Origin of the sequence: Caulobacter sp. DWR1-3-2b1 (genome assembly GCF_049895765.1) — a bacterium.
GTDB lineage: Bacteria > Pseudomonadota > Alphaproteobacteria > Caulobacterales > Caulobacteraceae > Caulobacter.
Window position 1 is genome coordinate 1 of the sequence record NZ_JAFCSZ010000067.1, and the last position, 2020, is coordinate 2020.

Consider the following 2020-nt stretch of genomic DNA (forward strand, 5'->3'; position numbering starts at 1 on the left):
CCACGGGCGAGGGCCAGGGCTTCGAACAGCCGCGGCACGCGCTGATAGAAGACCGATCGCCCGTCGCGGCAGGCCTTGTGCCCGAGAGCGCAGCCTAGCCAACTCTTCCCGATCCCGGTTGGTCCAGTGATCAGGCAGTTCTGCCGCCGGTCGATCCAGTCGCCGGCCACGAGCCGGGCCAGGAGCGCGCGGTCGAGGCCGCGGGGCGTGCGCAGGTCAATATCCTCTACGCAGGCGTCCTGGCGCAAGGCTGCGAACTTGAGCCGGGCGGACATGCGCTTGGTGTCGCGCTCGGCGGCTTCGCGGTCGGCCATGATGCCGACGCGCTCCTCGAAGCTGAGGGCGGCGAGGTCCGGCGCGGCGCGCTGCTCTTCGAAGGCCTTGGCCATGCCGGCCAGGCCCAGGGCGATCAGCCGTTCATGGGTTGGGTGTGCGAGCATCGTGTCTCCTGATGAAGGGGGTCAATGGAAGTAGGTTCGCCCACGGATATTGTCGTGGCGCAGGGGCTCGGCCTCAGGCTCGGGGTCGAGGAAGGCTCGATCCAGACCCGTCTTGAGGATCGACCGGATCGAGTTGACGGAGCGGGCCTTGATCAGATCGCCGCGCTGGCAAGCCGCCTCCAGGCGGGCCCGGCCGTAGGTCTTCTCCAGGGCCAGGATGCCGAGGCAGGTGCGGAAGCCCTGCTCTGGATGAGGCCGATCGGTCATGATCGCCTGGGTCAGGGCGGCGGTGGCCGGTCCGATCTTCTCGGCTACGGCCGTGATCCGGGCCGGCGTCCAGGATGCGTGGCGCCGATTGGCGCTGGGCATGTGATCGGCGATCGTGGTGTGGCCGCGGCGGCCGGGCGACTTGGCGTGGCTGGCGACGCGCTCGCCCTTGTGGAAGGCCTCCACCGTCCGCTCGGCGATGCGAACATCGACCAGCTCGCGGATCAGCCGATAGGGAACCGAGTACCAGCAGCCGTCTATCTCGACGTGATAGTCGGGCGCGACACGGCAACGCTTCCAGATGGCGAAGGCGTAGGGTGCGGCCGGCAAGGGCTTGAGAGCCGGGGTGTCCACGGTGGCGAACAGCTCGGCGCGGCTCATGCCATAGGCGCGCATGACGCGGGCGTTGAGCTCGGCGACCAGGTCGGTGATCGCCAGGTTGAGCTCGACCAGGCTGAAGAAACGCCTGTCGCGCAGGCGCGCCAGCACCCAGCGCTCGACCAGCAGTACCGACTGTTCAACCTTGGCCTTGTCGCGCGGCTTGTAGGGGCGGGCCGGAATGACCGTGGTGCCGTAGTGGCGAGCCATGTCCTGATAGGTGCGGTTGATCCCGGGGTCGTAGCGGTCTGGGTTAGTGACTGCCGCCTTGAGGTTGTCGCAGACGATGATCGCGGTCGCGCCGCCGAAGAAGGCGAACATGCCGACATGGCAGCCGATCCAGTCGGCGAGCCCCTCGCTGGGCCGGGCCTCGGAATAGATGTAGCTGGACGCTCCGAGGGCGGCGACAAACAGCTTCATCGGCCGGGCGGCGCCGGTCCCCGGATCGAAGACGTCGATGGTGTCGCCGGCGAAGTCGACGAACACCTTCTCCCCGGCGGCGTGGCTCTGGCGCATGGTCGGCGACGTGCGCCGCTTCCAGATGTCGTAGCGCTCGCAGAACCAGGCGTAGCCGTAGCCATCAGGATGCTCGGCTCGATACTCCTGCCAGAGCAGCGACCGGGTCACGCCCTTCCGCCGAAGCTCCTGGTCGACATGGGTCCAACTGGGCTCCGCGCGGGGAACGGCCGTCGTCGTCGGCTGGCCAGGAAACAGCAGCCGCTCCAGGGCGGTGTCGGTCATGTCATCCGGCAACGGCCAGCTCACCCCGGCCACTTGGACCCGCTGGAGGTAATCGCCAACCGACCCCTTGCTGATCCCCAGCGAGGTCGCGATCAGCCGGCTGCTCAGCCCGTTCTCAAACTTCAATCTCAGTAGGTCGCGTATGCGGCGCATCGACAATCTCTCGGTCGGCATCGGGTTCCCTCGCTCAAAAA

The 2020-nt window shown here is 67.7% G+C and carries 2 protein-coding genes; both read right to left on the reverse strand.

Features of this window, described 5'->3' with window-relative positions; genetic code table 11:
• The coding region (locus ACP69S_RS21980; RefSeq protein ID WP_426000846.1) for an ATP-binding protein at positions 1 to 440 on the reverse strand (440 nt) is incomplete at its 3' end.
• A gap of 21 nt (positions 441 to 461) precedes the next feature.
• Positions 462 to 2000, reverse strand: a complete 1539-nt coding sequence (gene istA / locus ACP69S_RS21985) for an IS21 family transposase (RefSeq protein WP_426000848.1) — start codon at positions 1998 to 2000, stop codon at positions 462 to 464.
• Positions 2001 to 2020: the final 20 nt, after the last annotated feature.

What these genes read in the sequence shown, in the direction of transcription:
- istA (WP_426000848.1), bottom strand. Translation starts at nt 2,000, where the DNA reads ATGCCGACCGAGAGATTGTCGATGCGCCGCATACGCGACCTACTGAGA.